Annotated in this window: 26 protein-coding genes; 3 read left to right on the top strand and 23 right to left on the bottom strand. The window is 72.0% G+C overall.

All coding sequences use genetic code 11. The features are described 5' to 3' along the window. Position 1 precedes the first annotated feature (1 nt). Positions 2 to 1,114 (bottom strand): prephenate dehydrogenase, encoded by a 1,113-nt coding sequence (locus DEI99_RS06235; RefSeq protein ID WP_111042176.1) that lies wholly within the window; start codon positions 1,112 to 1,114, stop codon positions 2 to 4. Positions 1,115 to 1,148: 34 nt separating this feature from the next. Next, positions 1,149 to 1,931 (bottom strand): pseudouridine synthase, encoded by a 783-nt coding sequence (locus DEI99_RS06230; RefSeq protein ID WP_071253563.1) that lies wholly within the window; start codon positions 1,929 to 1,931, stop codon positions 1,149 to 1,151. Positions 1,932 to 2,144: 213 nt separating this feature from the next. On the opposite strand from DEI99_RS06230, the gene DEI99_RS06225 reads away from it, so the two are divergent. Then, positions 2,145 to 3,128: a hypothetical protein gene (locus DEI99_RS06225; RefSeq protein WP_220037165.1), complete on the top strand. Its 984-nt coding sequence runs from the start codon at positions 2,145 to 2,147 to the stop codon at positions 3,126 to 3,128. Between the two features lie 49 nt (positions 3,129 to 3,177). Here the strand turns inward: DEI99_RS06225 and scpB are convergent, their stop codons facing one another. The 9 genes from scpB to DEI99_RS06180 form a co-directional block, all read right to left on the bottom strand. Next, positions 3,178 to 3,855 (bottom strand): SMC-Scp complex subunit ScpB, encoded by a 678-nt coding sequence (scpB, locus tag DEI99_RS06220; protein ID WP_258369464.1) that lies wholly within the window; start codon positions 3,853 to 3,855, stop codon positions 3,178 to 3,180. Then, positions 3,845 to 4,648, bottom strand: coding sequence for a segregation and condensation protein A (locus tag DEI99_RS06215; RefSeq protein WP_071257719.1), 804 nt, complete (start codon positions 4,646 to 4,648; stop codon positions 3,845 to 3,847). The genes scpB and DEI99_RS06215 overlap by 11 nt, the downstream gene beginning before the upstream one ends. Then, a complete protein-coding gene (locus tag DEI99_RS06210) occupies positions 4,632 to 5,507 on the bottom strand; it encodes a ParA family protein (RefSeq protein WP_071257714.1) in 876 nt (291 codons plus the stop codon). The genes DEI99_RS06215 and DEI99_RS06210 overlap by 17 nt, the downstream gene beginning before the upstream one ends. A gap of 200 nt (positions 5,508 to 5,707) precedes the next feature. Further along, on the bottom strand, positions 5,708 to 6,523 hold the full coding sequence (locus DEI99_RS06205) for an SseB family protein (protein WP_111043150.1): 816 nt from the start codon (positions 6,521 to 6,523) through the stop codon (positions 5,708 to 5,710). 4 nt (positions 6,524 to 6,527) lie between these two features. Next, complete coding sequence (gene priA, locus DEI99_RS06200; protein ID WP_111043149.1) at positions 6,528 to 7,274, bottom strand: bifunctional 1-(5-phosphoribosyl)-5-((5-phosphoribosylamino)methylideneamino)imidazole-4-carboxamide isomerase/phosphoribosylanthranilate isomerase PriA; 747 nt, start codon at positions 7,272 to 7,274, stop codon at positions 6,528 to 6,530. Positions 7,275 to 7,391: 117 nt separating this feature from the next. Continuing rightward, a complete protein-coding gene (gene hisH, locus DEI99_RS06195; RefSeq protein WP_111043148.1) occupies positions 7,392 to 8,027 on the bottom strand; it encodes an imidazole glycerol phosphate synthase subunit HisH in 636 nt (211 codons plus the stop codon). Continuing rightward, the gene (gene hisB / locus DEI99_RS06190) at positions 8,024 to 8,626 is read right to left on the bottom strand and encodes an imidazoleglycerol-phosphate dehydratase HisB (RefSeq protein WP_071257700.1); all 603 of its coding nucleotides are present in this window, start codon (positions 8,624 to 8,626) and stop codon (positions 8,024 to 8,026) included. The genes hisH and hisB overlap by 4 nt, the downstream gene beginning before the upstream one ends. Then, positions 8,623 to 9,729, bottom strand: coding sequence for a histidinol-phosphate transaminase (locus DEI99_RS06185; RefSeq protein ID WP_111043147.1), 1,107 nt, complete (start codon positions 9,727 to 9,729; stop codon positions 8,623 to 8,625). The genes hisB and DEI99_RS06185 overlap by 4 nt, the downstream gene beginning before the upstream one ends. A gap of 351 nt (positions 9,730 to 10,080) precedes the next feature. After that, positions 10,081 to 10,458 (bottom strand): LysM peptidoglycan-binding domain-containing protein, encoded by a 378-nt coding sequence (locus DEI99_RS06180; protein WP_111043146.1) that lies wholly within the window; start codon positions 10,456 to 10,458, stop codon positions 10,081 to 10,083. A gap of 235 nt (positions 10,459 to 10,693) precedes the next feature. Between DEI99_RS06180 and lexA the strand changes: the two genes are divergently transcribed. Then, positions 10,694 to 11,338 carry a transcriptional repressor LexA gene (lexA, locus tag DEI99_RS06175; RefSeq protein ID WP_111043145.1) on the top strand — a complete coding sequence of 215 codons (645 nt, stop codon included), beginning with the start codon at positions 10,694 to 10,696 and terminating at the stop codon, positions 11,336 to 11,338. A gap of 260 nt (positions 11,339 to 11,598) precedes the next feature. Here the strand turns inward: lexA and hflX are convergent, their stop codons facing one another. Beyond that, positions 11,599 to 13,137: a GTPase HflX gene (gene hflX, locus DEI99_RS06170; RefSeq protein ID WP_111043144.1), complete on the bottom strand. Its 1,539-nt coding sequence runs from the start codon at positions 13,135 to 13,137 to the stop codon at positions 11,599 to 11,601. Between the two features lie 61 nt (positions 13,138 to 13,198). Here hflX and DEI99_RS06165 point away from each other — a divergent pair, with 61 nt between their 5' ends. Beyond that, positions 13,199 to 13,810, top strand: coding sequence for a class I SAM-dependent methyltransferase (locus tag DEI99_RS06165; RefSeq protein WP_111043143.1), 612 nt, complete (start codon positions 13,199 to 13,201; stop codon positions 13,808 to 13,810). Between the two features lie 437 nt (positions 13,811 to 14,247). Here the strand turns inward: DEI99_RS06165 and dapF are convergent, their stop codons facing one another. The 11 genes from dapF to DEI99_RS06110 form a co-directional block, all read right to left on the bottom strand. Continuing rightward, positions 14,248 to 15,138, bottom strand: coding sequence for a diaminopimelate epimerase (dapF, locus tag DEI99_RS06160; RefSeq protein ID WP_284180966.1), 891 nt, complete (start codon positions 15,136 to 15,138; stop codon positions 14,248 to 14,250). Then, the gene (gene miaA, locus DEI99_RS06155) at positions 15,135 to 16,139 is read right to left on the bottom strand and encodes a tRNA (adenosine(37)-N6)-dimethylallyltransferase MiaA (protein WP_502867016.1); all 1,005 of its coding nucleotides are present in this window, start codon (positions 16,137 to 16,139) and stop codon (positions 15,135 to 15,137) included. The genes dapF and miaA overlap by 4 nt, the downstream gene beginning before the upstream one ends. After that, positions 16,126 to 17,619: a tRNA (N6-isopentenyl adenosine(37)-C2)-methylthiotransferase MiaB gene (gene miaB / locus DEI99_RS06150; protein WP_111042170.1), complete on the bottom strand. Its 1,494-nt coding sequence runs from the start codon at positions 17,617 to 17,619 to the stop codon at positions 16,126 to 16,128. Before miaB ends, miaA begins: the two co-directional genes overlap by 14 nt. A 26-nt stretch (positions 17,620 to 17,645) precedes the next feature. After that, a complete protein-coding gene (locus DEI99_RS06145) occupies positions 17,646 to 18,539 on the bottom strand; it encodes a regulatory protein RecX (RefSeq protein WP_111042169.1) in 894 nt (297 codons plus the stop codon). Continuing rightward, on the bottom strand, positions 18,536 to 19,600 hold the full coding sequence (recA, locus tag DEI99_RS06140) for a recombinase RecA (protein WP_111042168.1): 1,065 nt from the start codon (positions 19,598 to 19,600) through the stop codon (positions 18,536 to 18,538). Before recA ends, DEI99_RS06145 begins: the two co-directional genes overlap by 4 nt. A gap of 259 nt (positions 19,601 to 19,859) precedes the next feature. Beyond that, positions 19,860 to 20,084: a DUF3046 domain-containing protein gene (locus tag DEI99_RS06135; RefSeq protein ID WP_071257672.1), complete on the bottom strand. Its 225-nt coding sequence runs from the start codon at positions 20,082 to 20,084 to the stop codon at positions 19,860 to 19,862. Positions 20,085 to 20,169: 85 nt separating this feature from the next. Next, positions 20,170 to 20,478, bottom strand: a complete 309-nt coding sequence (locus DEI99_RS06130) for a helix-turn-helix domain-containing protein (protein WP_027464765.1) — start codon at positions 20,476 to 20,478, stop codon at positions 20,170 to 20,172. 154 nt (positions 20,479 to 20,632) lie between these two features. Then, the gene (locus tag DEI99_RS06125; protein WP_111042173.1) at positions 20,633 to 21,148 is read right to left on the bottom strand and encodes a CinA family protein; all 516 of its coding nucleotides are present in this window, start codon (positions 21,146 to 21,148) and stop codon (positions 20,633 to 20,635) included. Between the two features lie 26 nt (positions 21,149 to 21,174). Beyond that, positions 21,175 to 21,819: a CDP-diacylglycerol--glycerol-3-phosphate 3-phosphatidyltransferase gene (pgsA, locus tag DEI99_RS06120; RefSeq protein ID WP_181434481.1), complete on the bottom strand. Its 645-nt coding sequence runs from the start codon at positions 21,817 to 21,819 to the stop codon at positions 21,175 to 21,177. Positions 21,820 to 21,824: 5 nt separating this feature from the next. After that, on the bottom strand, positions 21,825 to 24,758 hold the full coding sequence (locus tag DEI99_RS06115; protein ID WP_111042166.1) for an FtsK/SpoIIIE family DNA translocase: 2,934 nt from the start codon (positions 24,756 to 24,758) through the stop codon (positions 21,825 to 21,827). A 102-nt stretch (positions 24,759 to 24,860) separates the two neighbouring features. Next, positions 24,861 to 26,537 carry a ribonuclease J gene (locus tag DEI99_RS06110; RefSeq protein ID WP_111042165.1) on the bottom strand — a complete coding sequence of 559 codons (1,677 nt, stop codon included), beginning with the start codon at positions 26,535 to 26,537 and terminating at the stop codon, positions 24,861 to 24,863. Positions 26,538 to 26,542: the final 5 nt, after the last annotated feature.

Raw genomic sequence — 26,542 nt, 5'->3', positions numbered from 1 at the left:
ATCATGCCCATGCTGCTGCGATCCTCCATCCGCGACCCTCGAGCTGCTCGACGAGTCGTTGTTCCTGCTCGGGGACGACCGACACCTCGACGATGCCGATCGGTGCGCCCGGTGAGTGCTCGAGGCGCATGTCCTCGAGGTTGATGCCGATCTCCCCGATGAACGTCAGGAGCGCGGCGATCTGCCCTGGGGTGTCGTCCACCAGGACGACGACCTGGGCGAAGCGCTTGGTGGTGCCGTGCTTGCCCGGCAGCCGTTCGACACCGCGGTTGCCCGCGGCGATCGCCTCGGCGAGGGTGCGCGGGGCACCGGCCGCAGCGGGGTCGTCGAGTGCGCCGAGCAGCCCGGTCAGTTCGTCACGCAGGTCCGCCAGCACGTGCCGGACGTTCGCCGCGTTGGCACCGATGATCTGCACCCACAGCCCGGGGTCGCTCGCGGCCACCCGGGTCACGTCGCGCACGCCGCCGCCGGCCAGGCCGAGGGCGCCGTCCGGGGCGTCGCGCAGCCGCGAGGCCATCAGCGTCGACACGAGCTGCGGCACGTGCGAGACGTAGGCGACGGCGAGGTCGTGCGCCGCCGGCTCCATCGGCACGACGGTCGCGCCGACGTCGAGCGCCAGGTCCTCGACCACCGCGGCGCGCTGGTAGGTGATGCCGTCGTGCCCCGCGATCACCCACGGGCGACCGACGAACAGGTCGGCACGCGCCGCCGTCGGGCCGCTGCGCTCACGCCCCGCCATCGGGTGGGACCCGATGTAGCGGCTGACGTCGGCACCCGCGGCGACGAGTTCCGCCAGCGGACCGGCCTTCACGCTCGCGACGTCCGTCACGATCGCGTCCGGGTGGTCCGCGAGTTCGCGGGCGACGACCGTCGCCACGACGTCCGGCGGCACGGCCACGACGACGAGCTCCGGGGCGTCCCCGACCGCCGGTCGACGACCGGCTCCGTAGTCCACGGCGAGGGCCAGCGCGGCGGGCGACACGTCGTCCAGGACGACGTCCACCCCCTTCTCGCGCAGCGCCAGGCCGATCGAGGCGCCGAGCAGCCCGGCGCCGACGACGCGCACCGGACCCCGCAGGCGGCGGTCCGTGTCGTGCGGCGTCAGGTCGGTCACCGGGCAAGCCTACCGATCGCGGTGTCGGTCCCCGTCAGTCCGCCGACTCGTCGTCGTCCTCGTCGTCGTCCAGCGCGACGTCGCGGTCGTCCCGGCCCGTCGGCTTCGCGTCGCGGACCGTGGCGAGCAGCTTGCCCACCTCGACCGTGCCGAGCTCGCGCATCTTGCCCGGCGGCAGGCTGCCGAGGTGCAGCGGCCCGAACGACCGCCGGACGAGTTCGAGCACCGGGTGGTCGACGGCCTCGAGCATGCGGCGGACGATCCGGTTGCGGCCCGAGTGCAGGGTGATCTCGACGAGCGACTCACCCCGCGAGGACTCGAGCAACTTCACCCGGTCGGCCTTGATCGGGCCGTCCTCGAGCTCCACGCCCTCGAGCAGTCGCTGCACCACGGCCGGGTTCACGTTGCCGTGCACCTTCGCGATGTAGGTCTTCTGCACCCCGAAGGACGGGTGCGCGAGCACGTGGGCCAGGTCGCCGTCGTTCGTCAGGACGAGCAGCCCCGAGGTCTCGGCGTCGAGGCGACCGACGTTGAACAGCCGTTCCTCGTAGCGGTCGACGAACTCGGTCAGGTCGCGGCGGCCGCGCTCGTCCTGCAGGCTCGAGACGACGCCGGTCGGCTTGTTGAGCACGATGTACCGCCGCGAGGAGTCGATCTGCACCGGCACGCCGTCGACGGCGATCGCGTCGGTCGCGGGGTCGACGCGACGCCCGAGGGCGTCCACCACCTGCCCGTTGACCGTCACGCGGCCCTCGACGATCAGGTTCTCCGCGACGCGTCGGGATGCCACGCCCGCAGCGGCGATCACCTTCTGCAGGCGCTCCCCCTCGGCCTGGAGGCCCGGCTCGGCCCCGCCGGACGCCGTCCCGTCCGCCGCGTCCCAGTCCGGGATGATCGGCCGCTCGGGCGTGCCCTCGAGCGGCGCGCCGTTGCCGTCGCGCTCCCCGCTCGGCTTCGGCGTGGTGCGGGCGGCGCCGGGGCGGTCGCTGTTGCGCACGCTCGTGGTGCCGCCGACGTAGCGACGGCCGTTGTGCCAGACGCGGCTCTGCTGCCCGTCGGGCCCGCGGCGGTCGTCACGGCCGCGGTCGTCACGGCCGCGGTCGTCACGGCGACGGTCGTCACGGCGGTCGTCGTCGCGGCGGACGTACCCGCCGCGGTCGTCACGGCGCCGGTCGTCGTCGCGCCCGACGAAGCGGCCGGAGTTGCCGCCGCGGTCGTCACGCGGCGCCGAGCTGCGGTCGTCGCGCCCGCGGTTCCGGTCCGCTCCGCCCCACCGAGGTGCTCCGGAACCACGGGATTCCCCGGTTCCGCGGGGGTTCGGTCGTGCGCCGCCACGGTCGTCACGGCCGCGGTAGCCGCCACGGTCCTCGCGGGGAGCCGCGCTGCGGTCGTCACGGCCGCGGTAGCCACCACGGTCGTCGCGGGGAGCGCCGCCACGGTCGTCACGACCCCGGTAGCCGCCGCGGTCCTCGCGCGGAGCCGGAGCCCCACGGTCGTCACGACCCCGGTACCCACCGCGATCGTCGCGCGGAGCGCCGCCACGGTCGTCACGACCCCGGTACCCACCGCGATCGTCGCGCGGAGCGCCGCCACGGTACCCGCCACGATCGCCACCACCGGCACGGTCGTCACGGCCCCGGTAGCCCCCACGATCGTCACGCGGAGCCGGGGCCCCACGGTCGTCACGGCCCCGGTACCCACCACGATCGTCACGCGGAGCCGAGCCGCCCCGGTAGCCCCCACGATCGTCACGCGGAGCCGGGGCCCCACGCTCGTCACGGCCCCGGTACCCACCACGGTCGCCACCACCGGCACGGTCGTCACGGCCCCGGTAGCCACCACGGTCGCCACCGCGGTCGTCGCGCGACGGGTACCCGCCGCGACGGTCGTCGTCGCGCGGCGGACGTGCGCCCCCGCGGTCGTCGCGACCGTACCCGCCGGAGCGGCCACCGGCGCCGGAGCCGGCCCCGCCGCGGCCGGCAGCCGGACGCCCGGGGCGATCCGGGCCTCCTGAGCGTCCGTTGCGGTCGTCTCGGTCTCGGGGCGCGCCGCGCCCCCGGTCGTCAAACCCGGCCATCGGGGATCCCTTCGTTCTGCTCGAAGCCGTCCGCACCGTCGTCCAGGAGGGGCGAGATGAGCGGCAGCTCGTCGAGCGAGTTGATGCCGAGCTGCTGCAGGAGCAGGTCGGACGTGACGTAGTTGATGGCGCCGGTCTCGGCGTCGGTGAACGACTCCTCGATGAGACCACGCGCGACCAGGGTGCGGACGACGCCGTCGACGTTGACGGCGCGGATGGACGCGATCTGCGAGCGGGTGATCGGCTGCTTGTAGGCGACCACGGCGAGCGTCTCGAGCGCGGCCTGGGACAGTCGCGACGGCCGTTCGGCCTCGACGAACTGCTCGACGACCGCGTCGAGGTCCTGGCGGACGTAGAAGCGCCAGCCGCCGCCGACCTCGCGGAGTTCGAACCCGCGGCGGGTGGTGCCGTCGACGCCGTCGAAGTCCGCGACGAGGCGCTCGACGGCCTGGCGGACCGCGGGGACGGGAGCACCGACGGCGGCCGCGAGGGCCACGAGCGACTGCGGTTCGTCGGCGATCATGAGGATCGCCTCGAGCTGGCGGTCGACCGGGATCGTCTGGGGGTCCGCCTCGTGCACCAGGTGCTCGATCGCGCGGGCGTCGGCGATCTCGTCGGCCCCGCCGGGTTCGGCGCTGGACGGGTCGTGCGCGTCATCCGTCATAGTCGGCTCCCAGGTTGGCGAGGCTCTCGTCGGACCAGTCCTCGGCGGTCCACCGGAGTGTCAGCTCCCCGAGCGGCTCGAGCTGCTCGAACGAGATCGACGCGTTCCGGTACAGCTCGAGGATCGCGAGGAAGCGAGCCACCACGATACCCGTCTCCAGCACGCCGGCGACCAGGTCGCGGAACGAGACGTCCTCGTCGGAGCGGGTGCGGAGGATCGAGACGACGATCGCGGCCTGCTCGCGGATGCTGATGAGCGGCGCGTGCAGGTGGTCGAGCCCGACCGTGGGGATCTCCTTCGGCGCGAACGCCACCGCCGCCAGCGCAGCGAAGTCCTGGACGGACAGCGTCCAGACGAGTTCGGGCGTGCGGGCGCGGAAGCGCTCCTCGAGCCGGACGCTCCGCACGTGCCGGCGGGACTCGACGCCCCAGCGCTCCCCGAACCAGTCGGCCGCCTGCTTGAACGCGCGGTACTGCAGCAGGCGTGCGAACAGCAGGTCGCGGGCCTCGAGCAGGGCGACGTCCTCGGCGTCGACGAGCTCACCCTGCGGCAGCAGTCCGACGATCTTCAGATCGAGCAGGGTGGCGGCGACGACGAGGAACTCGCTCGCCTCGTCGAGTTCGTCGGCGGACTCGGCCTGCCGGACGTAGGCGATGAACTCACCCGTCACAGCGCCGAGGGAGACCTCGGTGATGTCCAGCTCGTGCTTCGTGATGAGCGAGAGCAGGAGGTCGAACGGCCCGTCGAAGTTGGCGAGCCGGACCCGGAACCCCGGCTCAGGCGACGGCGCCACGCTGGACGAGCTCTCGTGCGAGCTGCCGGTAGGCGTGTGCGGCCGCGTGGTCGGGAGCGGTCTGGGTGATGGGGCGCGCGGACACCGTGGCGTCGGGGAACCGGACGGTGCGGCCGATGACGGTGTCGAGGACGCGGTCGTCGAAGGTGTCGACGACGCGCTCCATGACCTCTCGGGAGTGCAGCGTGCGCGAGTCGTACATGGTCGCCAAGATGCCGTCGAGCGTCAGCGCCGGGTTGAGGCGGTCGCGCACCTTGTCGATCGTCTCGATGAGCAGGGCGACACCGCGGAGCGCGAAGAACTCGCACTCGAGCGGGATGAGCACGCCGTGCGCCGCCGTCAACGCGTTGACGGTGAGCAGCCCGAGCGACGGCTGGCAGTCGACCAGGATCACGTCGTAGTCGTTCGCGACCTTGCGGAGCACGCTCGCCAGGATCTGCTCGCGGGCGACCTCGTTGACCAGGTGCACCTCGGCCGCGGACAGGTCGATGTTCGCGGGGATGACGTCGAGCCCGGGGGTGTTCGTCGGCTGGATGACCTGGTTCGGGTCCTTCACGGCGCCCATGAGCAGGTCGTAGACGGTGTGGATGTCGTGCGTGCGGACGCCGAGGCCCGCGGACAGCGCACCCTGCGGGTCGAAGTCGACGGCGAGGACCTTGCGGCCGTACTCGGCGAGCGCCGCGCCGAGGTTGATGGCGGTCGTGGTCTTGCCGACGCCGCCCTTCTGGTTGCAGAGCGCGATGATGCGGGCGGGTCCGGTGCTGTCGAGCTCCTCGGGCACGGGGAACTCGCGGACGGGACGCCCCGTCGGACCGTGGGTGGTCGCGCCGGTGGGGTTGGTCGTCGGGTTCGGGCTCACCCCGTCATCGTACCGGCGGCGGCCCGCCGCCCGGGGTCGCACCGCCGCAGCAGCACAGGGCCGGGGCCGGGGCCGGGGCCCGGAGCCCGCGGCCCGGGGCCCGGGGCCCGGGGCCCGGGGCAGTGTCGGGGCCCGGTGCATGTCGCGGCCGGGTCCGCGGGGTCGCCGCGCCCGTGACGCAGCCCCTCGGGGTCGGTGGCTCAGGCGGCGCGGAGGGCCACCCGCATGCTGTCGACCCGCTCGGCGATGACGGCGTCGGCGGCCCACCGCTGCTGCAGCCGACCGACGAGCGCCGCGACCTGCTCGCGGTCGAGGCCGGGGTGCAGCGCGAGGCCCACCGTCAGCTCGGGTCCGGCGTAGCGACCGACCGGGTCGCCCGGCGCGAGTTCGACCCGCGCGACGCTCAGCTCGCCCTGCACCGACGCCGCGAACGCCCCCGCGACGTCGGGGTCCTCGAAGCAGGGCGTCCAGGGCAGGTCCTGCCCGAGCGCCCACACCGCAGGACGGCGCAGCACGAACTCGGTCGGCGACTTCGGGTCGAGGACGACGAGCTGGGTGTCCTCGCTCGCCGCGGCCATCGCCACCCGACGGGACTCCACCGGGACGGGGCGGGCATCGGGGTCCCAGCGGTGCATGGCGTCGACCGACGTGAACGCCGGCATGACGCTCCGGCCGTCCGGCCCGGCGACCGTGACGATCGAGAGCTCCTGGGTCTTGTCGACGAGCGCGCCGGTCTCGGTCGTGCCGACGTCGCCGGCCTCGGCGATGAGCGGGATGAGCAACCGGGCGGAGCGCAGGGCGTCGACGACCGCGCCCTGCGGGGCTCCCGTGGTCAGTGCGCCGATCGCCGCGACGAGGGCAGGGTCCGCGAGCCCGTCGTCGTCGGCGAACGCGGTGTCGTGGTGGTCGAACGTCCGGCCGGCCCAGGGGTGGCCCGCGGAGTCCGCCGCAGCTGCGACACCGGCGGTGTCGTCCGCGTCGGGCCCGGTGCCCCGTCCGTTCGAGATCCCCGCCACGCGGCTACTCCGCGGCGACGTCGAGCGCGGCCGGCAGCGTGAACGCCCCGGAGTAGAGCGCCTTGCCGATGATCGCGCCCTCGAGGCCGTGCGGCACGAGCGTGCGCAGCGCCCGGAGGTCCTCGAGCGTCGAGATCCCGCCGGAGGCCACCACCGGCTTGTCGGTCCGGTCGCACACCTGCCGGAGCAGCTCCACGTTCGGGCCCTGCAGCGTGCCGTCCTTCGTGACGTCGGTCACCACGTAGCGGGCGCACCCGGCGGCCTCGAGGCGGTCGAGCACCTCCCACAGGTCACCGGCGTCCTCGGTCCACCCGCGGCTCGCCAGGGTCGTGCCGCGCACGTCGAGCCCGACCGCGATCTGCTCGCCGTACTCGCCGATCACCCGCGCGGCCCACTCCGGGTCCTCGAGCGCGGCGGTCCCGAGGTTCACGCGCGCCGCGCCCGTGGCGAGTGCCGCCTCGAGCGAGGCGTCGTCGCGGATGCCGCCGGAGAGCTCCACCGCGACACCGTCGACCTCGCGGATCGCCTGCGCGATGAGTGCCCGGTTGTCACCGCGACCGAACGCCGCGTCGAGGTCCACGAGGTGGATCCACTCGGCGCCCTGCTCGCGCCAGGTCCGCGCCGCCGTGACGGGGTCGCCGTAGGACGTCTCGCTGCCGGCCTCGCCCTGGGTCAGGCGCACCGCCTGGCCGTCGACGACGTCGACGGCGGGCAGCAGGACGAGGGGCGGGGTGTCGGTGCGGTCGGTCATGGTCCTGTCGGTCTCGTCGTGGTGCTGGTGCGGTTCGGGTCGTGCGGTGGTCGGGGCGACGGCCAGGAGGCCCGGATCACGTCCGGCACGGACGCGCGCGTCCGTCGTCGGCCGGGTTCAGAGCGACTGCACCCAGTTGGTGAGCAGGCGGATGCCCGGCTCGCCGGACTTCTCGGGGTGGAACTGGGTCGCGGTGAGCGGCCCGTTCTCGACCGCGGCGATGAACTTCTGCCCGTGCTCGGCCCAGGTGAGCCGGGGCGCCCGGAACGGGCCGTAGGCCTCGAGCGGGAAGTCGGTCACGCCGTAGGAGTGCACGAAGTAGAAGCGCTCGTCGTGCAGGCCGTCGAACAGGACGGAGTCCTCCGGTGCCTGCACGGTGTTCCAGCCCATGTGCGGCAGGACCTCGGCCTCGAGCTGCTCGACGGTGCCCGGCCACTGTCCGAGGCCCTCGACGTCGGCACCGCGTTCGATGCCACGCGAGAACAGCACCTGCATGCCGACGCAGATGCCGAGCACCGGACGGCCACCGGCCAGACGGTGGTCGACGATCTCGCCCCCGCGGACGCCCTCGAGCTGGTCGATCACGGCGGCGAACGCCCCGACGCCCGGCACGAGCAGCCCGTCCGCCTGCAGCGCCGCCTGCTTGTCGGCCGTCAGGGTCACGTCGGCGCCGGCGCGCTCGAGCGCCTTCGCGGCGGAGTGCACGTTCCCCGACCCGTAGTCGAGGACGACGACGTTCGGCCGCGCGCTCACAGTGCGCCCTTCGTCGAGGGGATGCCGACGACCCGCGGGTCGCGTTCGACGGCCTTGCGCATCGCACGGGCGAAGGCCTTGAACTCGGCCTCGGCGATGTGGTGGGGGTCGCGCCCCTCGACCACCCGCACGTGCACGGTGATGCCCGCGTTGACGGTGATCGCCTCGAACACGTGCCGGACCATCGACCCGGTGAAGTGCCCGCCGATGCGGTGGAACTCGAACCCGGCCGGCTCGCCGGTGTGCACGAGGTACGGCCGGCCGGACACGTCGACGACGGCCTGGGCCAGGGCCTCGTCGAGCGGCACGAGGGCGTCGCCGTAGCGGCCGATGCCGGACCGGTCGCCGAGCGCCTGCTTGATCGCCTGGCCGAGCACGATGCCGGTGTCCTCGACGGTGTGGTGCACGTCGATGTCGGTGTCACCGGTCGAGCGCACGCGCAGGTCGATGAGCGAGTGCTTGCTGAACGCCGTCAGCATGTGGTCGAAGAACGGCACGCTCGTCGAGATGTCCGAGGTACCGGTGCCGTCCAGGTCGAGCTCGAGTTCGACACTCGACTCGCTCGTGCTGCGGCTGATCGAGGCGGTGCGGGCGGTCATGCGTCAACCCTAACCGGCGGCTGCACGGCGGCGACGCGGCGCATCGCGTCCAGGAACGCGGCGGTCTCCTCGGCGGTCCCCGCACTCACCCGCAGGTGGTTCGGGATGCCGAGGTCGCGGACGATGACGTCCTGGTCGAGCAGCGCCTCGAACGCGGCGTGCGGGTCCGCCACCCCGCCGAACAGCACGAAGTTCGACCACGTCTCGTAGGTGCGGTACCCCATGGCCTGCAGCTCGGTGACCATCCGGTCCCGCTGCTCCTTGATGTCGTCGACCATCGCCAGCATGGCGGGCGCGTGCCGGAGCGCGGCCACCGCCGCCGCCTGCGTGAGCGCGGACAGGTGGTAGGGCAGGCGCACGAGCCGGAGGGCGTCGACGACCGCGGGGTCGGCGGCCAGGTACCCGACGCGGGCTCCCGCGAACGCGAACGCCTTGCTCATGGTGCGGGACACGACGAGCCGCGGCCGCCCGGGCAGCAGGGACAGCGCCGACGGAGCGTCCGACGGCATGAACTCGGCGTAGGCCTCGTCCACCATCACGATGCCGTCGGTGGCGGCGTAGGCGGCCTCGATCGTCTCGATGGGCAGCGGGGTGCCGGTGGGGTTGTTCGGCCCGCACAGGAACACGATGTCCGGCTGGTGCGCCTCGATCGCGGCCACGACGGTCTCGGGCGAGGTGCGGAACTCGTCGTCACGCTGCGCCGGGATCCACCGCGTGCCGGTGCCCGCCGCGAGGATCGAGTGCATCGAGTACGTGGGCGGGAACCCGAGCACCGAGCGCCCCGGGCCGCCGAAGGCCTGCAGCAGCTGCTGGAGGACCTCGTTCGAGCCGTTCGCCGCCCAGAGCTGGTCCACCGTGAGGTCGTGCCCGAGGTAGTCGGCCAACGACCGGCGCAGCTCGGTGAACTCACGGTCGGGGTAGCGGTTCACGGTGGCGAGGGCCTGCCGGATCGAGGCGAGGATGTCCTCGGCGACGGCGTCCGGCACCGGATGCGTGTTCTCGTTGACGTTGAGTTGGACGCGGACGTGCTTCTGCGGAGCGCCGTAGGGGCTCTGACCGCGGAGGTCGTCTCGGATCGGGAGGTCGTCCAGCGTGAATGCCACCGATCCATCGTAGAGCGCTCGGCCGCCGACGGACCGTCCGCCCGGACGGCGGCGATCGGCCGTCAACGGGACGGACCGTCCACCTCGACAGCCGCGCTCGGCCATCAACGGGCCGTCATCTGAGACGGCGGCACTCTGCATCAACGGACCGTCATCTGAGACGGCGGCGCTCGGCCATCAACGGGCCGTCATCTGAGACGGCGGCACTCTGCAGCAACGGACCGTCATCTGAGACGGCGGCGCTCGGCCGTCAACGGACCGCCCTCTGAGACGGCGGCGCTCGGCATCGACGGACCGTCCTCTGGGACCTCGTCGCCGGAAAGTCCGCCGGGAAGGCGGGGAGACCGCCGACTACTCGCCGGTTGCGTACTTGGTCGGGATGGCGATCTGCTCGCCGGCCTGCAGCTCGGAGCCGTCGAGCGCGTTGAGGCTCACGACGTCCTGCACGAAGTCACGGGGGTCGGCGTTCGGAGCGGTCTGCTCAGCGAGCTGCCACAGCGTCTCCCCCGGCTCGACCGTCACGGTGGCGAAGTCGGCGTGGTTGCCGCCGGAAGCCGAGTCGCCGGCGGACGCCTGCCCGCCGTTCAGCATCGCGAGGGCGACGCCGACCAGGAGTGGGACCGCGGCGAGCGTGGTGAGGACGACACGGCCCCGGCGGGTGAGCCGCAGGCGCGTCCGCACGGCGGGAGTCGCGGTGCGCTGGGTGTCAGCGATGGCGATGGTGCTCATGTCGGTGGTGCCTTCCCGTTCGGTCAACCGAAGTCGTGTACCGAACATAGTTTCGAACCGGAGGCCGCACAAGTCCTGGGAGCGGATTTGTGGGGGATTTTCTTGCGACACGCTCGAACAGGTGTTTGTCCGGCTGGGACCAGTCGGATACTGTTTCGAGCGACTGGGACAAGTCAAGCGGGGACCACCGACATTCCCGCCACGACCGCTCCGGCACCGACGAAAGCGAGACGACGTGGTGGACGAACTGCGGGGCCAGAAGCCGCTGACCGCGAAGCAGCAGGCGATCCTCGACGCGATCCGTGCGTCGATCGCCTCGCGCGGGTACCCGCCGAGCATGCGGGAGATCGGTGACGCGGCCGGGCTGTCCTCGCTGTCGAGCGTCTCGCACCAGCTCGGGCAGCTCGAGCTCGGCGGCTGGATCCGACGCGACCCGAACCGCCCCCGTGCGCTCGAGGTCCTGGTCGACGAGCCGTCGTCCGACGCAGACTCCCCCGACGTCGACGCCACGACCCTCGTGCCGCTCGTCGGTCGGATCGCCGCCGGTGTGCCCATCACCGCCGAGCAGCACGTCGACGAGATCGTGCCGCTGCCGCGTCAGCTCGTGGGCGCCGGTGACCTCTTCATGCTCAAGGTCGTGGGCGAGTCGATGATCGACGCCGCGATCTGCGACGGCGACTGGGTGGTCGTCCGCGCGCAGCAGACGGCCGACAACGGCGACATCGTCGCGGCGATGCTCGACGAGGAAGCCACCGTCAAGGTCTTCCGCCAGCGCGACGGGCACACCTGGCTGCTGCCGCGGAACTCGGCGTTCGAGCCGATCCTCGGTGACGCCGCGTCCGTGCTCGGCAAGGTGGTGGCGGTCCTCCGCTCCATCTGAGCCAGCAGGGCCCCGGCTGACCGGGCGTGGCAGCGGCCGACCGCCTCGTCGCGTCGGTGGTGGCCGCGTGCCGTCGACCGCTCGGGCGGAACCAGGTTGCGGACACCACACCATGCTCTCCGACGGCGCCGTGCCTGAACCGGCTCCCTCAGGAAGGAACCCGGCGCCGATGCACCGACGCGACGCACCACAGGACCCCGCGCGCCGGACCGCCGGACGCGCCCCGTGCCTCCCGGCCGGAGCGCGTCAGCGCACGCAGGTCAGGACGCGACCGGCGTGACCACGTAGGGGTCGAGCTCGGCGACCTGCCGCTGGAAGACGCGCACGCGCAGGCGGGTGCCGTCCTCGACGTAGTCGACCGATTCGACGGAACCCGCGTCGTGCAGCGACGACACCAGGTCCCCGCGGTCGTACGGCACGACCACGGTGAGCTCGACGTCGGGTTCGGGCAGCCGGTCCTCGATCACACGGAGGAGCTCGGCGACGCCCTCGCCGGTGCGCGCCGACACGAAGACCGCGTCCGGGACGAGCCCGACGAGCACCAGGCGCTGGGCGTCGTCGATCAGGTCCGCCTTGTTGAAGACGACGACCTCGGGGATGTCGCGGGCACCGACCTCGCCGATGACCTCGCGCACGGTCGCCAACTGGGCGCCCGGGTCGGGGTGGGAGCCGTCCACGACGTGCACGATGACGTCGGCGTCGCCGACCTCCTCGAGCGTGGACCGGAAGGCCTCGACCAGCTGGTGCGGCAGGTTCCGCACGAAGCCGACGGTGTCGACGAACGTGAACTCCCGGCCCTTGGCGCTCTCGGTCCGACGCACGGTCGCGTCCAGCGTCGCGAACAGCTGGTTCTGCACGAGCACGCCCGCGCTCGTCAGCCGGTTCAGGAGCGACGACTTGCCGGCGTTGGTGTAGCCGGCGATCGCGACGCTCGGCACCTCGTTGCGGTTGCGCTCGGCACGCTTGGCCTCGCGGGCCGGGGTGAAGCCGGCGATCTGCCGGCGGAGCTTCGCCATCCGCGTGTGGATCTTGCGGCGGTCGAGCTCCATCTTCGTCTCACCGGGGCCACGCGAGCCCATGCCCGCACCGCCGGAGACCTGGCCACCGGCCTGCCGGGACATCGACTCACCCCAACCACGCAGCCGCGGCAGCAGGTACTGCAGCTGGGCGAGCTCGACCTGGGCCTTGCCCTCGCGGGTCTTCGCGTGCTGGCTGAAGATGTCGAGGATCACGGCCGTGCGGTCGATGACCTTCACCTTGACGACGTCCTCGAGCGCACGGCGCTGCGAGGGTGCGAGTTCGGTGTCGGCAATGACCGTGTCGGCGCCGGTGGCCTTGACCACCATCGCGAGCTCCTGGGCCTTGCCCTTGCCGAGGTAGGTGGCCGGGTCCGGGTTCGGTCGGCGCTGGAGCAGTCCGTCGAGCACCACGGCACCCGCGGTCTCGGCCAGTGCCGCGAGCTCGCGGAGGGAGTTCTCGGCGTCCGAGGCGTCGCCCTGGGGGTACACGCCGATGAGGACGACCTGCTCGAGCCGCAGCTGGCGGTACTCGACCTCGGTGACGTCCTCGAGCTCGGTGGAGAGGCCGGCGACGCGGCGCAGGGCCGCCCGGTCCTCGCGGTCGTACTGGTCGCCGTCGCCGTCCCACCCGCGGTCGTCGACCGATCGGGTCTGGATCGCCTGGGCGGGGGCGAAGATCGACGATGCTGCGCGGTGGTCGGCGTTGCGCAGCACCCGTTCGACGACACCGTCGGCGCTGTCGTCGTTGGTCTGGTGGTCCTGCTGATGGGTATCCGTCATCCTGTCCACAGGGTACCTCCGACGCCCCGTTGACACACGGGGTTCCCGGTACGGTTCTTCCATGGCGAACGACCACTACTTCTCCGCGAACCCCTCGTCGGACACCCGCGAACGCCAGATCGACGTCACCCTGGCCGGCCGGCCGCTCACGCTGACCACCGCGGCCGGGGTCTTCAGCCCCGACGGCGTCGACCGGGGGACGCGTGTGTTGCTCGGCTCGGTGCCGTCGCCCGCCTCCGACGGTGCCCTGCTCGACATCGGCTGCGGGTGGGGGCCGATCGCGATCACGATGGCGCTCGAGTCGCCCGAGGCGCAGGTGTGGGGCGTCGACGTCAACGAACGGGTGCTCGGGCTCGCGCGGGCGAACGCCGCCGCAGCCGGGGTCACCAACGTGACCGTCGCGACACCGGGCGACGTGCCCGAGGACCTGCGCTTCCGGACGATCTGGTCGAACCCGCCGATCCGCGTCGGCAAGGACGAGCTGCACCAGATCCTGCTGACGTGGCTGCCCCGGCTCGAGGTCGGGGGCGACGCCTGGCTCGTCGTGTCGAAGGACCTCGGGGGTGACTCGCTGCAGAAGTGGCTCGTCGGGGCGCTCGGCTCGGGGTTCTCGGTGACCCGGGAGTCGACGGCGAAGGGCTTCCGCGTCATCCGGGTGGAGCGCAGCGCGTAGGGCGCGTCGCGGCGCGTGCGCGTGGCGCGCGCGCAGCGGCGCGGTGGGAGCAGCTGCGGACGCGCGCGAGCGCGCCGCGCGAGCGCGCACTTCGTGAGCAGAAATGGTCGGGTCACCCCAGCGCAACCGACCTCTTCTGCTCACGAAGCGCCCCGGGCGCCCGCGCCCGCTGCCGCGCGCCCGGGTGCGGGTACGGGTGCGCGCACGGGTACGGGTGCGGGCACGGCGCCGCGCGACCCAGCGCAGCGCTCGCGCGTGCGTGCGTGCGGCGCGCTCACTTCGTGAGCAGAAATGGTCGGATCACCGCAGCGGACTCGACAGTTTCTGCTCACGAAGTGCCCGAGCTCGGCGAGCACCGCGCGGCCGGCGCGCGGCCGGCGCGCGGCCGGCGCGCGCGCCGCGCGCCGCCCGCCCGCCCGCGGCGCCGCGCCCCCGCGTCAAACCGTCAGGTCCCCCGAGAACACCAGCTCGGCCGGCCCCGACAGCGAGACGTGCTCGCCGTCCTCCGCCGCGAACATCCGCACGGTGACGACCCCGCCCGGCACCCGCACCCGCCAGGTGTCCGGCGCCCCCGCACCGACCCAGTACCGGGTCGCGAGCGCGGCCGCCACGGCGCCGGTCCCGCACGAGAGGGTCTCGCCGCTCCCCCGCTCGTGCACCCGCATCGTGATCTCGCCGACGCCGTCGTTGATGAGCGGGTCGCCCGGCAGCACGAACTCGACGTTCGCTCCGTGCTCGGGCGCCGGGTCGAGCACGGGCAGGAAGGTCAGGTCGAGGTCGGCGAGCTCGTCCTCGGTGGCGACGGCGACCACCACGTGCGGGTTCCCCACGTCGATGCCGATACCCGGACGCGCGCCGTCGAGGTTCTTCGCCCGCACGAGCACGTCGTCGGAGCCACCGCCCTCGATGCCGAGGCCCCACCGGCCGAGGTCGGCGGCGAAGCCGTTGGTGGTGCGCTGGATGTCGACGAGGCCCTTCCTGCTGCCGACGGTCAGCGTGTCGCCGGGCGCGAGCTCGACGAGCCCGGACTCGGTCAGGTACCGCGCGAACACGCGGATGCCGTTGCCGCACATCTCGGCGACCGTGCCGTCGGCGTTGTGGTAGTCCATGAACCAGGTCGCGGCGGGCTCGACGGCCACCAGGGCGCGTCCCTCGGGGATCGACTCGGACCGCACCGCCCGGATGACGCCGTCGCCGCCCACGCCGAACCGTCGGTCGGCGATCGCGCGGATCCGCTCCGGGGTCAGGTCGACGGTCGCGTCGGGGTCGGCGAACAGGACGAAGTCGTTGCCGGTCCCCTGGCCCTTGGTGAAGTGCAGCTCGGTCACGGCACGATCCTACGGGCCAGTTCCGTCAGGTCCCCGTGGTCCGCCCCGGTGACGTCGAGCGCCTCGGCCTCGGCGTACCGCCGGAACCACGACACCTGCCGCCGGGCGTACTTCCGCGTCGCGACGCCGGTGGCCTCGACCGCCTGGACGACGGTCGCATCGCCCCGCAGGACGTCGAGCGCCTGCGAGTACCCGATGGCGGCACGGGCCGTCCGCCCCTGCTCGAGGCCCTGCCCCCGCAGCGCAGCGACCTCGTCCACCAGGCCGGTCGCGAACATCCGCGCCGCCCGCGCGTGCAGCGCGGTGACGAGCTGCTCGCGTTCCCGACGCAGGTGCAGGATCCGGGCGGGTCGCCAGGCGCGGGGCGCGGACGGGAGGCTCGGGGTCACGACCTCGGACCGGCTCGCGATCTCGAGTGCCCGGATCAACCGCCGGGGGTTGCGGGCGTCGATCGTCGCCGCGGCGGCCGGGTCGAGGGAGCGGAGCCGCTCGAGCAGGACGTCGGGCCCCTGCTCGTCGTGCTCGCGCTCGAGCCGTGCCCGCAGCGCGGCGTCGGTGCCGGGGAACGCGAGGTCGAACAGCACCGCGGAGACGTAGAGTCCGCTGCCCCCGACGAGCACGGCGACGCCGCCGTCCGCCTGGATCCGCTCGACGTCGGCGCGGGCGGCAGCCTGGTACGCGGCGACGCTCGCCTCGTCGGTGACGTCGAGCACGTCGAGTTGGTGGTGCGGGATGCCGTGCCGTTCGTCGAGCGACAGCTTCGCGGTGCCGATGTCCATGCCGCGGTACAGCTGCATGGCGTCGGCGTTGACGATCTCGGCGTTCCGCCCGGCGGCACGAAGCCGCTCGGCGATCGCGATCCCGAGGTCGGACTTGCCCGTCCCGGTCGCACCGACGACCGCGATCAGGTCGGCATCGGTCGCGGCGCGGAGGTCCTCGTGGTCCGGGACCGGCTCACGCCCGAGGTCGTCCGGTCCGACGTGGACGTCAGCTCCCGACACGGAGTGTGGGCAGCCCGAGCGACACCGGACGCGGTCCGTCGCCGGGCACTGCCGGGGTCGGCACGCCGCAGCTCTCGGCCTCGGCGCGGTCCCAGGCGTCGCCGGCGCGGGTGCGACGGATGCGCAGCGGGGCGTCCCCGTCGGCGATGAGGAAGTGCGGCGCGGCACGGGTGATCGTCACCGACACGACGTCGCCGGGGCGTGGCACGGCGGACCCGTCCGGCACGGCGAAGTGCACGAGCCGGGAGTCCTCGGCTCGACCGGACAGTCGACGGGTCGAGTCGTCCTTCTTGCCCTCGCCCGTGGCGACGAGCACCTCGACGGTGCGGCCGACCTGGCGGGCGTTCTCCTCGGCCGTGATGCGCTCCTGCAGGGCGACGAGCCGCTCGTAGCGTTCCTGCACGACCTGCTTCGGCAGCTGGTCGTCCATCGTCGCCGCGGGCGTGCCCGGGCGGATCGAGTACTGGAAGGTGAAGGCGCTCGCGAACCGCGCCTGCTCGACGACCCGCAGGGTGTCCTGGAAGTCGGCCTCGGTCTCGCCGGGGAAGCCGACGATGATGTCCGTCGAGATCGCCGCGTGCGGGATCTTCGCGCGCACCCGGTCGAGGATGCCGAGGAACCGCTCGCTCCGGTAGCTCCGACGCATCGCTTTGAGCACGCGGTCGGAGCCTGACTGCAGGGGCATGTGCAGCTGGGGCATGACGATCGGCGTCTCGGCCATGGCGTCGATGACGTCGTCGGTGAACGCCGCCGGGTGCGGACTCGTGAAGCGGACGCGCTCGAGCCCTTCGATCGTGCCGGCCGCCCGCAGCAGCTTGCCGAACGCCTGCCGGTCGCCGAACTCGACGCCGTACGAGTTGACGTTCTGCCCGAGCAGGGTGACCTCGATCGCCCCGTCGTCGACCAGGGCCTGGATCTCGGCCAGGACGTCGCCCGGGCGGCGGTCCTTCTCCTTCCCGCGCAGCGACGGCACGATGCAGAAGGTGCAGGTGTTGTTGCAGCCGACTGAGATCGACACCCAGCCGCTGTGCGTCGAGTCGCGCTTGGTCGGCAGCGTCGACGGGAAGACGTCGAGCGCCTCGAGGATCTCGATCTGCGCCTCGTCGTTGTGCCGTGCGCGCTCGAGCAGCGTCGGCAGCGAGCCCATGTTGTGCGTCCCGAAGACGACGTCGACCCACGGCGCCTTCTCGAGGATGACGTTCTTGTCCTTCTGCGCCAGGCACCCGCCGACGGCGATCTGCATGCCCGGGTGCTCACGTTTGATCCCCGCGAGCTGCCCGAGGTTGCCGTACAACCGGTTGTCCGCGTTCTCGCGCACCGCACAGGTGTTGATCACGACGACGTCGGCCTGGTCGCCGTCCGCCGCGACGTACCCGGCGGACTGGAGCGACCCGCTCAACCGCTCCGAGTCGTGCACGTTCATCTGGCACCCGTAGGTGCGGACTTCGTAGGTGCGGGGGCGCGCTGCGACGGTGGCCATGGTCGTCCCAGTGTAGGTCGGACGGACTACTCGAACCGCACGGTCCCGCGGCCCGGCTGCGGGCGTCGGCCGCCGCCGTCAAGGGCACGTTCGACCGCGATCCGGACGACACCCGAGCTGTAGCCCTTGCGCATGAGGAACCCGGACAACCGTCGTTCGGCCGTCGCTCGGTCGAGGCCGCGCATCTGCGGAGCACGCTTGTCGGCGAGCTCCTGTGCCCGGAGGAACTCGTCGTCCTCGTCGTCGGCGGCCTGCTCGAGCGCGGTGTCGATCGCGACCTGGTCGATGCCCCGTCGACGGAGCTCCGTGACCACACCCTGCCGCCCGAGACCCTTGCGGTCGTGCAGCCGGTCCACCAGGTCCGTGGCGAGTGCGACGTCGTCGAGCAGACCGACGCCGGTCAGGCGTGCGATCTCGTGCTCGACCACGTCGGGGTCGAGGTCCTGCTGGGTGAGCAGGGTCCGCATCTCCGACTCACTGACGCCCTTGCGGCCGAGCGCTCGCATGCTGACGCGTTCGGCGTCGGCTCGCTGCTCGTCGATGGGTCCGGGCACGTCGGCCGGGTCGAGTTCCTCGCCCCCGGTGATCGAGAACACCGACGCGGTCGTGGCGTCCGCCGTCTCGTCGTCGTACCCGTCGAGCTCGGCCCGTGCGCTGCGACCCGAGCCGTCGCCGATCACCGGCGAGACCCACTCGGCCTGCGCGCGTGCTCCGCCGATGGGCAGCGGCGCGGGCGTGTCCGCGTCGGCGCGCTCGTCCGCACCGGCCGGGTCGTCGACGCCCGGGTCGTCGTCACCGGCATCGACGTCGGCAGCGACCGGCGCGTGCGACGGCGACGCCGCAGGGTTCCGGCGACGGGACCTCGCACCGAACAGGTCGGTGACCGGTGCGAGGCCCTCGTCGTCGCGGTCGGTGCTCACGCGCCCTTGCGCTCCGCGAGCTTCGGCGCGATGGACTCGACCGCCGCGTCACCGTCGGCCTTGGCCCCACCGACGCCGAGCTTGGCGAGGATCTTGCCCTCGATCTCGGCGGCGATCTCGGGGTTCTGGATCAGGAACGAACGCGAGTTCTCCTTGCCCTGCCCGAGCTGGTCGCCGTCGTAGGTGTACCAGGCGCCGGACTTCTTGACGATGCCGTGGTCGACACCGAAGTCGAGCAGCGAGCCCTCGCGCGAGATGCCCACGCCGTACAGGATGTCGAACTCCGCCTGCTTGAAGGGCGGCGCCATCTTGTTCTTGACGACCTTGACGCGCGTGCGGTTGCCGACCGCGTCGGTGCCGCTCTTCAGCGTCTCGATGCGGCGGATGTCCAGGCGGACGGACGCGTAGAACTTGAGCGCCTTACCGCCGGAGGTGGTCTCCGGGGAACCGAAGAACACACCGATCTTCTCGCGCAGCTGGTTGATGAAGATCATCGTGGTCTGCGTCTGGTTCAGCCCACCGGCGAGCTTGCGCAGTGCCTGGGACATGAGGCGGGCCTGCAGACCCACGTGCGAGTCACCCATCTCGCCCTCGATCTCGGCTCGCGGCACCAGCGCGGCGACGGAGTCGATCACGATGAGGTCGATGGAGCCGGAGCGGACCAGCATGTCCGCGATCTCGAGCGCCTGCTCGGCGGTGTCGGGCTGCGACACGAGCAGCGCGTCGATGTCGACACCGAGCTTCTTGGCGTACTCGGGGTCGAGCGCGTGCTCGGCGTCGATGAAGGCCGCGATGCCGCCGTTGCGCTGTGCGTTGGCGATGGCGTGGATGGTCAGCGTGGTCTTACCCGAGGACTCCGGGCCGTAGATCTCGATGATGCGGCCGCGCGGCAGCCCACCGATGCCGAGGGCGACGTCGAGCGCCACCGACCCGGTCTGGATGACGTTGACGGGGGCTCGGTCGTCCGACCCGAGGCGCATGATCGCACCCTTGCCGAACTGCCTGTCGATCTGGGCGAGTGCGGTCTCGAGGGCCTTCTCGCGGTCTGCCGGTGATGGCATGGGGTGCTCCTTCGTGCTCGGTGTCGGCTGCCTGTAGGCTGTCGCGTCCGCTCCGGCCGGTGGTGCAAGGCCGGGGGTTCTGCGACAAGGCTTCGGGCTGTTCCCGTTGACTTCGAACCTAGGGCGGGCCACCGACATCGCTGCCGACGACCGCGCGATCTGTGGATGAGTCTCCGGGACAGCGCCGCTGTGCAGGAACGTAGCACCGATCGAACACGCGTTCGAGCAACACGCCGAACGGATGTTCGGTCAGGACCGATCAGTCGTGCGGTTCCGCGAGGCCCTTGCCGTGCCGCCGCTCCATCGGGACGTCCTGCGAGTCGCAGAGCGCGTCCCACACGCGTCGGGCGTCCACCCCGGCGCGGAGCGCGTCGACGGCGGAGCGCCCGCCGAGCTCCTCGAGCACGACGTCCCGGGTGACCACGGACCCGTACGCATCCCCGAACACCTGCTCGACGGCTCGCCAGAACTCACTCACACGCATCCGTCAAGCCTAGGCGCGCCCGCCGACGCCCGGACGCAGAACGCCCCCGCCGGCGGGGCCGGTGGGGGCGTTCGGTGCGGTGCGGTCAGCGGACCGCGAGGTCGTTGTCGAACTCGGCGACGAGGTCGTCCGGGAGCGTGTCGGGGACGGGGGTGAGTCCCTCGACGATCGCGAGGCGGTCGCCCACCTCGCGCATGATCGTGGAGATGGGAGTGTCCAGCGCGTCCGCGACGGACGCGAGGATCTCCGAGCTGGCCTCTTTCTGACCACGCTCGACCTCACTGAGGTACCCGAGGGCAACGCTGGCCTTGGACGCGACCTGTCGGAGGGTCCGGCCCTTCTGCAAGCGGAAGTCCCGAAGCACATCGCCGATTTCCTGACGAACGAGAACCATGAGAACTCCTCCTTCCTGTCGTCTCCGCGCCCGCTCGATCCGGTGGATCGAGTTCGGGTTCAGCAACAGTAGCGTTGCCGGTTCGAGCATGCTAACCAGGCTGGCTGCCGTCCTGCTGGAGATTGCGTGAGATGTAACCCGGTGGAAACGGGACCTATTCCCGGCCCCGGACCTCGGACGACATCCGTGTCAGGAGTTCGGAGACGGTCGCCGTGCGGATTGCCCCGCGGTCCCCGTCGAGGTGGAGTTCCCAGGCGGTGGCGGACCCTGCGGTCGCGATCCCGATGAACACCGTACCGACGGCCTTGCCGTCCTGCGGGTCGGGCCCCGCGACCCCGGTCGTGCTGATCCCCCACGTGGCGGGTTCGCCGTCGACACTGAGCGCGGTGCGCACCCCGGCCGCCATCTGGCGCGCGACCTCCGGGTCGACGGCGCCGTTGGCCGCCAGCAGCTCGGCCGAGACCCCGAGCACGGTGTGCTTCACCGGGGTCGCGTAGGCCACGACTCCCCCGCGCACGACGGCGCTCGCCCCCGGTACGCCGACGAGCGTCGAGACGACGAGTCCGCCGGTGAGCGACTCCGCCACGGCGACCGTCGCTCCGCGACCAGTCAGGTCGGCGACGAGCTGCCGCGCGATCGCCTCGAGCGCTCCCTGCTGGTCGGGAGGCACGACACCCGTCACCCCGTCGGCCTGCGTCACGCGGTGGTCCGGTTGTGCTTCCACGCCTGGTACAGGTAGTCGATGCCGCTCAGGACCGTCGCGAGCAGGGCGGCGGTCATGAGGATGCCGTTGACCCAGTGCGCCCAGTCCCCGACCAGGTTCCACCACGGGAACAGCGCCGCCGTCAGCGCCACGGCCTGCAGCACGGTCTTGATCTTGCCGCCGCGGCTGGCCGGGATCACCCGGTCGGACAGCACCGCGAACCGGAAGACCGTGATGCCGATCTCGCGCACCATGATGAGGACGGTCACGTACCAGGGCAGTTCGTGCAGGATCGACAGCGCGACGAGGGCCCCGCCGATGAGCACCTTGTCGGCGATCGGGTCGACGAGCTTGCCGAAGTCGGTGACGAGGTCCTGGCGTCGGGCGATGATCCCGTCGGCGCTGTCGGTGACGATGGCCACGACGAACACCACGGCGGCCCAGATGCGCAGGGACCCGTCGGCGCCGCCGTCGGTGAGCAGCAGCACGAAGAACAGCGGTGCCATGAGGATGCGCACCACGGTGATGATGTTCGCGACGTTCGCCGTCGAGGCGGGGCCGGGGCCCTTGCGGAGCAGTCGCCCGCGCCAGGGGAACTTCGCGCCGTGTGTCGTGTCCGTGCCGTCCGAGGCGGTCATCGCCTTCACTCCCTGCCCGTCAGTCCCCACGCGTCCTCATCGGGCTCGTCGTGCACTTCATCGTACCCGCGGGTCATGTCGCCCACGGGGTCGGCGCCGTAGCGGTCGCCGTCGTCGCTCGGACCGGGCACGGGGGCCGCGGGCGCCGGGGCGGCGGGCGGCTCCTCGCCGCGGAGCTTCGCGAGGACCGCGGGCAGCTGGTCCGCGGTGACGAGGACGTCGCGCGCCTTCGACCCCTCGGACGGCCCGACGATGTCGCGGGACTCCATGAGGTCCATGAGGCGCCCGGCCTTCGCGAAGCCGACGCGGAGCTTGCGCTGCAGCATCGACGTCGAGCCGAACTGGGTGGAGACGACCTGCTCCACGGCCGCGAGCAGCAGCTCGAGGTCGTCGCCGATGTCGGCGTCGATCTCCTTGCGCTCGACGACCGCCTGGACGTCCTGTCGGTACTCGGGCTGGGCCTGCCGGGTGACGTGCTGGACGACCTCGGCGACCTCGCCCTCCTGCACCCAGGCGCCCTGCACGCGCAGGGACTTCGACGACCCCATCGGCAGGAAGAGCGCGTCGCCCTGGCCGATGAGCTTGTCGGCGCCGGGCTGGTCGAGGATGACCCGCGAGTCCGTGACGCTCGTCACCGCGAACGCGATGCGCGACGGCACGTTCGCCTTGATGAGACCGGTGATGACGTCGACCGAGGGGCGCTGCGTCGCGAGCACGAGGTGGATGCCGGCCGCGCGCGCCAGCTGGGTGATGCGGACGATCGACTCCTCGACGTCGCGCGGGGCGACGAGCATGAGGTCGGCGAGCTCGTCGACCACGACGAGCAGGTACGGGTACGGCTTGAGCTTCCGCTCGCTGCCGGCGGGCAGGACGATCTCGTTGTCCTCGATCGCCTTGTTGAAGTCGTCGACGTGACGGAACCCGAACGACGCCAGGTCGTCGTACCGCATGTCCATCTCCTTCACGACCCACTGCAGCGCCTCGGCTGCCTTCTTCGGGTTCGTGATGATGGGCGTGATGAGGTGCGGGACACCGGCGTAGATCGACAGCTCGACGCGCTTCGGGTCGACCAGGACCATGCGGACCTCGGACGGCTTCGCGCGCATGAGCAGCGAGGTGATCATCGAGTTGATGAACACGGACTTGCCGGAACCGGTGGAACCGGCGACGAGCAGGTGGGGCATCTTCGCCAGGTTCGCGACGACGAAGCCGCCCTCGACGTCCTTGCCGACGCCGATCGTCATCGGGTGCTTCGACTTGCGTGCGGCGTTCGAGCGCAGCACGTCGCCGAGGGACACGATCTCGCGGTCGGTGTTCGGGATCTCGACGCCGATCGCGCTCTTGCCCGGGATCGGTGACAGGATGCGGACCTCGTTCGACGCCACCGCGTACGACAGGTTCTTCGACAGCGCCGTGACGCGCTCGACCTTGACGCCCGGGCCGAGCTCGATCTCGTAGCGGGTGACCGTCGGCCCGCGCGAGAACCCGGTGACCTTCGCGTCGACCTTGAACTCGGTGAGCACGCCGGTGATCGCGGCGACGATGTCGTCGTTCGCCTGGCTGCGGGCGACGGACGGGGTGCCCGAGCTCAGGGTGGTGGCGGCCGGCAGGCGGTACGGCTTCGACGGGTCGTCGTCGGACGCCGCGGCGGAGAGCTCGGCCGGTTCATCGGACGGCTCGTCGAGCGGCTCGTCGATCGCCTCGGGCACCGCCGGGCGGATCGCGGCCGTCGGCTCCGGGCGCGCGGGCACGTCGGTGCCGAAGTCGCGCAGGGCCTGTTCGGCGTCCTGCAGGTCCTGCTCGACCGAGTCGTTGAGGTTCACCGAGCCGGGCTCGGCGGGTGTGAGGTCGACCAGGCCGGCTGCGGCGCCGGCGTTCGGGCTGACGGACGGCGCGGCCGCGGCCGGAGCGGGGGCTGCGGCGGGTGCGGGAGCGGGAGCGGCGGCGGGTGCCGGCGCTGCGACGCCGGTCGCTGCCGGGGGCAGCACGGGGCTGTCGTAGGCCGGGTCCTCTTCGCGCCCGGACTTGTTCCGGCGCCACCAGGGCACCGTCTCGCCGCCCTCGTCCTCGCCCTCGGCGGCGGGCTGCTCGTCCGCGAAACCGAGGTCGTCGAACAGCTGGAAGTCGGTGTCGCCCTTCTTGCCGCGCTTCGTCGCCCGCGCCCGGGGAGCGGGCGCCTCGGCCACCTCGGCCTCGGGTTCGGCGGCCGGAGCCGGCGCCCCGAACAGGTACGCGTACAGCTCGTGCAGGCGACGCCCCGTCTTGTTCGGCGGGGTCTTCGTGATGATGAACAGGGAGAGCACGAGCAGCAGGACCGCCACCGGCACCGCGACCCAGGCGGTCGCGATCGCCACGAGCCAGCCGATGACGACCCATCCGAGCACGCCGCCGGCGGCTGCCAGGGCGGGCATGCCGTCCGCCGCGCTCGGCTGTCCGCCGAAGACGTGGCAGAGCGATGCGATCGAGACGAGCAGCAGGCCGAGCCCGATGCCGATCCGCGTGTTGTCGTGCACCGACGCGGGGTGCCGGAACAACCACCCGGCGAACACGACCATGATGACCGGCAGCGCGAACGCCAACCGGCCGAACAGGCCGCCGAACGTGTAGGCGTCGAGCGCGATCGAGACGTCGTTCGTCGGGTTGAGCCACTCGACCACGGCCCCGGCGATCGCGAGCACGAACAGCAGGAACGGGAACCCGTCACGCCGCTGGTCCTTCTCCAACGTCTCCTTGCCGAGCAGGCGGAACATCGCCCCGACGCCGTGCGCCATGGCGAGCCAGGCGGTCACGAGCGGGTTCTGTTCGCGGAAGACCGGGGACGGTGCGGCCTGCGGCAGCTTCTTCGTCGTGGCCTGGGTGCGCGACGAACCGCGCGTCCCGTTGCCACGGGACGACGTGGACGCGCGCGAGCGCGTGGTCGACTTGGTGCCTCCGGCCATGGGCAGGAGCCTAATCCCCACCCGGGACAAAGCGAGGAAGGCCCGCCGCAGCGTCCCTGACGGACGCTGGGCGGGCCTCCCGGCCGATCGCGACGGACCGCGCTACGCCTCGATGACCACCGGGACGATCATCGGACGGCGGCGGTGCTTCGTGTTCACCCAGCGGCCGACGGTGCGACGGACGACCTGCGCGAACGCGTGCGAGTCGCGCGTGCCGTTGGCGGCCGCTTCGGACAGCGCCTTGGCGATCTGCGGTCGGACGTCGTCGAAGACGGCGTCGGTCTCGGCGAAGCCGCGCGACTGGATCTCCGGGCCGACCACGCACTGGCCGGTGGTGAAGTCCACCGCGGCGAAGATCGAGATGAAGCCCTCCTCCGACAGGACGCGGCGGTCCTTGAGGTCGGCGTCGGTGATCTCGCCGACGGTGGAGCCGTCGACGTAGACGTACCCGATGTCGAGCTGGCCGGCGACGGTCGCGACGCCGTCCTTCAGGTCGACGACGATGCCGTCCTGCCCGAGGATCACGTTGCGCGGCGGCACACCCGTCTGGATCGCCAGGTCGGCGTTCGCGTACAGGTGGCGGTGCTCGCCGTGCACGGGGAGCACGTTGCGCGGGCGCAGGATGTTGTAGCAGTAGAGCAGCTCGCCGGCCGAGGCGTGTCCGGAGACGTGCACCTTCGCGTTGCCCTTGTGCACGACCTTCGCGCCGAGCTTGGTGAGCCCGTCGATGACGCGGTACACGGCGTTCTCGTTGCCCGGGATCAGGCTCGACGCGAGGATGACGGTGTCGCCCTCGCCGATCTCGATCTGGTGCTCGAGGTTCGCCATGCGCGCCAGGACGGCCATCGGCTCGCCCTGCGACCCCGTCGACATGTAGACGATCTGGTCGTCGGGGACGTTCTTTGCCTTCTTCGTGTCGATGAGCACGTTCTCCGGCACCCGCAGGTACCCGAGCTCGGCGGCGATCGTCATGTTGCGGATCATCGAGCGACCCATGAACGCGACCTTGCGGTTCGCGGCCGCGGCGGCGTCGAGGACCTGCTGCACGCGGTGCACGTGCGACGAGAAGCTCGCAACGACGACCTTCTTGCGGGCGCGCGTGATGATGTTCTCGAGCACCGGGCCGATGTCGCGCTCCGGGGCGGTGAAGCCCGGCACGTCGGCGTTGGTGGAGTCCGGCAGGAACAGGTCGACGCCCTGCTCGCCGAGCCGCGCGAAGGCACGGAGGTCGGTGATGCGGTCGTCCAGCGGGAGCTGGTCCATCTTGAAGTCACCCGTGTGCAGGACACGACCGGCGGGGGTCGTGATCGCGACGGCCAGGGCGTCCGGGATGGAGTGGTTCACGGCCACGAACTCGAGGTGGAACGGACCCATCTGCTCGGTCTGGTCCTCCTGCACGACGAGCGTGTAGGGCTTGATCCGGTGTTCCTTGAGCTTCGCCTCGACGAGGGCGAGGGTCAGCGTGGAGCCGATCAGCGGGATGTCGTCGCGCAGCTTGAGCAGGTACGGGACGGCGCCGATGTGGTCCTCGTGGCCGTGCGTGAGCACGACGCCGAGCACGTCGTCCAGGCGGTCCCGGATCGGCGCGAAGTCGGGGAGGATGAGGTCGACACCGGGCTGGTGCTCCTCGGGGAAGAGCACGCCGGCGTCGACGATGAGCAGCTTGCCCTCGTACTCGTAGACGGTCATGTTGCGACCGATCTCGCCGAGACCCCCGACGGGGATCACGCGGAGGGTGCCGTTCTCGAGCGGCTGCGGTGTGGAGACTTGTGTGGGCATTCGGT

Origin of the sequence: Curtobacterium sp. MCLR17_036 (assembly GCF_003234445.2) — a bacterium.
Lineage (GTDB): Bacteria > Actinomycetota > Actinomycetes > Actinomycetales > Microbacteriaceae > Curtobacterium.
The sequence above is the reverse complement of the archived record's forward strand: the minus strand, read 5'-3'. Positions and strand labels throughout refer to the sequence as shown.

What these genes read in the sequence shown, in the direction of transcription:
- DEI99_RS06135 (WP_071257672.1), bottom strand. Translation starts at nt 20,084, where the DNA reads ATGCGTGTGAGTGAGTTCTGGCGAGCCGTCGAGCAGGTGTTCGGGGAT.
- pgsA (WP_181434481.1), bottom strand. Translation starts at nt 21,819, where the DNA reads ATGACCGCCTCGGACGGCACGGACACGACACACGGCGCGAAGTTCCCC.
- priA (WP_111043149.1), bottom strand. Translation starts at nt 7,274, where the DNA reads ATGACCGACCGCACCGACACCCCGCCCCTCGTCCTGCTGCCCGCCGTC.
- DEI99_RS06180 (WP_111043146.1), bottom strand. Translation starts at nt 10,458, where the DNA reads ATGAGCACCATCGCCATCGCTGACACCCAGCGCACCGCGACTCCCGCC.
- miaB (WP_111042170.1), bottom strand. Translation starts at nt 17,619, where the DNA reads ATGGCCACCGTCGCAGCGCGCCCCCGCACCTACGAAGTCCGCACCTAC.
- DEI99_RS06115 (WP_111042166.1), bottom strand. Translation starts at nt 24,758, where the DNA reads ATGGCCGGAGGCACCAAGTCGACCACGCGCTCGCGCGCGTCCACGTCG.
- DEI99_RS06110 (WP_111042165.1), bottom strand. Translation starts at nt 26,537, where the DNA reads ATGCCCACACAAGTCTCCACACCGCAGCCGCTCGAGAACGGCACCCTC.
- hflX (WP_111043144.1), bottom strand. Translation starts at nt 13,137, where the DNA reads ATGACGGATACCCATCAGCAGGACCACCAGACCAACGACGACAGCGCC.
- DEI99_RS06165 (WP_111043143.1), top strand. Translation starts at nt 13,199, where the DNA reads ATGGCGAACGACCACTACTTCTCCGCGAACCCCTCGTCGGACACCCGC.
- recA (WP_111042168.1), bottom strand. Translation starts at nt 19,600, where the DNA reads ATGCCATCACCGGCAGACCGCGAGAAGGCCCTCGAGACCGCACTCGCC.
- hisB (WP_071257700.1), bottom strand. Translation starts at nt 8,626, where the DNA reads ATGACCGCCCGCACCGCCTCGATCAGCCGCAGCACGAGCGAGTCGAGT.
- DEI99_RS06130 (WP_027464765.1), bottom strand. Translation starts at nt 20,478, where the DNA reads ATGGTTCTCGTTCGTCAGGAAATCGGCGATGTGCTTCGGGACTTCCGC.
- scpB (WP_258369464.1), bottom strand. Translation starts at nt 3,855, where the DNA reads ATGACGGATGACGCGCACGACCCGTCCAGCGCCGAACCCGGCGGGGCC.